The 3,269-nt window shown below is 61.9% G+C and carries 6 protein-coding genes; 4 read left to right on the top strand and 2 right to left on the bottom strand.

All coding sequences use genetic code 11. From position 1 onward, the window contains the following. Positions 1-103 precede the first annotated feature (103 nt). Together EN939_RS26680 and EN939_RS26675 are read right to left on the bottom strand one after the other, a co-directional pair. Positions 104-529: an OsmC family protein gene (locus tag EN939_RS26680; RefSeq protein WP_127270746.1), complete on the bottom strand. Its 426-nt coding sequence runs from the start codon at positions 527-529 to the stop codon at positions 104-106. 117 nt (positions 530-646) lie between these two features. Next, positions 647-1,168, bottom strand: a complete 522-nt coding sequence (locus EN939_RS26675) for a single-stranded DNA-binding protein (RefSeq protein ID WP_127270744.1) — start codon at positions 1,166-1,168, stop codon at positions 647-649. A gap of 226 nt (positions 1,169-1,394) precedes the next feature. Between EN939_RS26675 and EN939_RS26670 the strand changes: the two genes are divergently transcribed. The 4 genes from EN939_RS26670 (at position 1,395) to EN939_RS26655 (ending at position 3,216) form a co-directional block, all read left to right on the top strand. After that, positions 1,395-1,709, top strand: coding sequence for an ArsR/SmtB family transcription factor (locus tag EN939_RS26670; RefSeq protein WP_127270743.1), 315 nt, complete (start codon positions 1,395-1,397; stop codon positions 1,707-1,709). Continuing rightward, entirely contained in the window at positions 1,706-2,197 is a 492-nt protein-coding gene (locus EN939_RS26665; RefSeq protein ID WP_127270741.1) for an SRPBCC family protein, read from the top strand. Before EN939_RS26670 ends, EN939_RS26665 begins: the two co-directional genes overlap by 4 nt. 24 nt (positions 2,198-2,221) lie before the next feature. Further along, positions 2,222-2,827, top strand: coding sequence for an ATP-dependent Clp protease proteolytic subunit (locus tag EN939_RS26660; protein ID WP_127270740.1), 606 nt, complete (start codon positions 2,222-2,224; stop codon positions 2,825-2,827). Between the two features lie 92 nt (positions 2,828-2,919). Beyond that, positions 2,920-3,216, top strand: coding sequence for a hypothetical protein (locus EN939_RS26655; RefSeq protein ID WP_127270738.1), 297 nt, complete (start codon positions 2,920-2,922; stop codon positions 3,214-3,216). Positions 3,217-3,269: the final 53 nt, after the last annotated feature.

The raw sequence follows: 3,269 nt of genomic DNA, 5'->3' as shown, positions 1-3,269 counted from the left end.
GAACGACAGTCCCTACTGCCTACTGCCTACTGCCTACTGCCTACTGCCTACTGCCTACTGCCTACTGCCTACTGCCTACTGCCTACTGCCTACTGCCTACTGCCTATTTCGCCGTCGTGTCGATGACCTCGAAATCGTGGGTAATCGTGGCGGTCTTGGCCAGCATCGCGGAGGCCGAGCAATATTTTTCGATCGAAAGGTCGATCGCGCGTTTCACCTTGACGCTGGAGAGTGCCCTGCCCTTGACGACGAAATGCATGTGGATGCGGGTGAACACTCTTGGCTCGGTTTCGGCCCGCTCGGCATCAAGCTCGACCACGCAGTCCTCGACCGCCTCGCGGCCCTTTTCGAGGATATGCACGACATCATAGGCCGAACAGCCACCGGTGCCGATCAGCACCAGCTCCATCGGGCTTGGACCCGGCGTCCTGCCTTCCGGTCCGTGCGCTGTTCCGAGCACGACCTTGTGACCGCTGCCGGATTCCCCGACGAAGGTGCGCTCCTCGACCCACTTTACCCGCGCTTTCACCCAACTCGTCCTCTCACCGTATTTCGTTGATCGGCCCGGTCAGCCTCAATCACGATGCAAAACCCCGAAAGTCCATGAACGACTCTCGGGGCACTGTGTCCGACATAACTGTTGCGATCAGAACGGGATTTCGTCATCCAATTCGCGCGACGAACCACCGCCGCCGCCGCTCTTGGCACCGCCGCCACCGCGATTGAAGCCTTCGCTCGGGCTGGACTGGCCGAAATCGGAACCACGGCTGCTGCCGCCACCGGTATAGCCGCCGACCTGACCGCCCTCGCCCTGTCCGCGTGCGTCGAGCATCTGCAGCTCCCCGCGGAATTTCTGCAGCACGACTTCCGTCGTGTACTTGTCGGCACCGGTCTGGTCCTGCCATTTGCGCGTCTGCAACTGGCCCTCGACATAAACCTTCATGCCCTTCTTCAGATACTGCTCCGCCACCTTGGCGATGCCCTCATTGAAGATGACGACGTTGTGCCACTCGGTTTTTTCCTTGCGTTCGCCGGAATTCTTGTCGCGCCAGCTTTCCGATGTGGCGATGCGGATGTTGACGACCGGCTCACCCGAATTCAGGCGACGGATTTCGGGATCCGCGCCGAGATTGCCGACCAGAATGACCTTGTTGACGCTACCCGCCATGATATTTCTCCGCGCTCATCCGAAACAAATTTTTGTCGCAGCACCTTACAGGCTGCGGGCGATCGCCGCTTGCCATGGCTGCCTTTACCCACAAGGTTTTTGTTCCCTTTTCGTTCTTATCCGCGTCGCTGCTTATTGTCAAGGAATGGCAGCAATGCCGAAGCCGATCATATGGGCCTGAAAAGACCGCTTGCCAAATCAATAAGTATGCACTTATGCTTTTGGCATGATCGAAGCAGAGATTTTTCGCGCACTGGCCGACCCGACGCGCCGCGCCGTCTTTGAGCGGCTGGCCGCCGGCGAGATGAGCGTGTCGGAATTGCGCACCGGGATGATGGTGTCGCAGCCCGCGGTGTCGCAGCATCTGGCGGTGCTGCGTGGCGCCGGGCTGGTGATCGAGCGGCGAGCCGGCCGCAACGCCTATTACCGCGCCGATCCGCAGGGGCTCGCCCCCTTGCTCTCCTGGATCGAACGCTACCGGACCTTCTGGCCGGAGCGCATCGAAAGGCTGAAGGCGGTTTTGAAGGACATGGATCAATGAAGAAGGCGGGATCAACGACCAACCACGGCCAAGGCGACGCCCCGGATGCGCTCGAGTTCGAGTACGAGCTTGCCGAGCCGCCGGAAAAGGTCTGGCGGGCCCTGACCATACCGGAATTGCTGGCCGCCTGGATGATGCCGAACGACATCAGCCCCGAGATCGGCAACCGTTTTGCCTTCGCCGGACCGGACACGCCGATCGAATGCGAAATCCTCGACGCCGAACCCGAGAAGCTGCTGCGCTATTCCTGGCGGGAGCAGCCGGGCGACGCAGCCAGGCAGGATCCGCTCGACAGCACCGTCACCTTCACACTTGCCCGAGCCGTATCCGGCGGCACGCATCTGCGTATCGTCCATGACGGCTTTGCCCGCAAGGCCATGCCTGCCGTCGCCATGGCAGGCGCCGGCTGCCGGGTTTCGCTCGGTGCGAACAGGTCATCTAAGCCAATCGCCGCAAACACGCCTCGCCTCCTGCTTCGCGCGGCCTGAAAACAAAACGGACGGAGAGAGACAATGAGCGGTGTTGCCAGTCTGGTGCCGATGGTCATCGAGCAATCGAGCCGCGGCGAACGTGCCTTCGACATCTTTTCGCGGCTGCTGCGCGAGCGCATCATCTTCATCAACGGCGAGATCAACGACGACATCTCGGCGCTGGTCTGCGCGCAGCTTTTGTCGCTGGAATCGGACAATCCCGACAAGGAGATCTCGCTCTACATCAACTCGCCGGGCGGCGTGGTGACCAGCGGCTTCGCCATCTACGATACGATGCAATATATCAGCTGCCCGGTGTCCACCGTATGCATGGGCTTTGCCGCCTCGATGGGCTCGTTCCTGCTGATGGCAGGCACACCGGGGCGCCGGATTTCCCTGCCGAATGCCACTATCCTGCTGCATCAGCCGCTGGGCGGGTTCCAGGGCCAGGCATCCGACATCCAGCGCCATGCCGAGCGCATCGGCCGGACGAAACGGCACATGGCCGAACTTTACGCGCAGCATTGCGGCCGCAGCTATGAAGAGGTGGAACGCACGCTCGACCGCGACCACTTCATGACCGCCCGCGAGGCCCAGTCCTGGGGCATCGTCGACCATGTTTTCGACACGCGAAAGAAAGCGGCGTAAGCCAGGGCCGGATCGGAGACCGTCCGGCAGGTAGTCGAAGATTTGACGATGCCGGTCTGGTTCCATCGGCGGCGCGCCACTATAGTCCTGGGATGACCGACACTCATCAGTCCAGATCATTGCACCGCGTCATCGCCGTTGCAGCGCTCGCCATTGCGAGCCTCATCAGCGGCGCGGCACTTGCCGACGACAGTTCGTCGTCGACGCAAAAAGGCGCCCTGCCCGGCGTGACCGGCGACTACCGCATCGCCAAGCCGGCTCCAGAGCCGGACGATGCGCTGCCAGCCGGCGAGAACGGCACATTCAAGATCGGCGATACCGATGTCAGGATTTCCGGCAGCATCACCGTCGATGTCGGCGCCGGCTCGTTCGGGCCGCCGCGCCACTGACAGCGCGTGTCGCGCTGCGCCTGTCGCCCACAAGACAATCCGCACATGAAAAC

The organism is Mesorhizobium sp. M7A.F.Ca.CA.002.05.1.1, from assembly GCF_003998335.1.
Classification (GTDB): Bacteria; Pseudomonadota; Alphaproteobacteria; order Rhizobiales; family Rhizobiaceae; genus Mesorhizobium.
This window is presented reverse-complemented; position numbering and strand designations above follow the sequence as displayed.

Excerpts from the sequence above, each read along its gene's own strand:
- EN939_RS26675 (WP_127270744.1), bottom strand. The coding sequence starts at position 1,168 with ATGGCGGGTAGCGTCAACAAGGTCATTCTGGTCGGCAATCTCGGCGCG.
- EN939_RS26670 (WP_127270743.1), top strand. The coding sequence starts at position 1,395 with ATGATCGAAGCAGAGATTTTTCGCGCACTGGCCGACCCGACGCGCCGC.
- EN939_RS26665 (WP_127270741.1), top strand. The coding sequence starts at position 1,706 with ATGAAGAAGGCGGGATCAACGACCAACCACGGCCAAGGCGACGCCCCG.
- EN939_RS26660 (WP_127270740.1), top strand. The coding sequence starts at position 2,222 with ATGAGCGGTGTTGCCAGTCTGGTGCCGATGGTCATCGAGCAATCGAGC.
- EN939_RS26655 (WP_127270738.1), top strand. The coding sequence starts at position 2,920 with ATGACCGACACTCATCAGTCCAGATCATTGCACCGCGTCATCGCCGTT.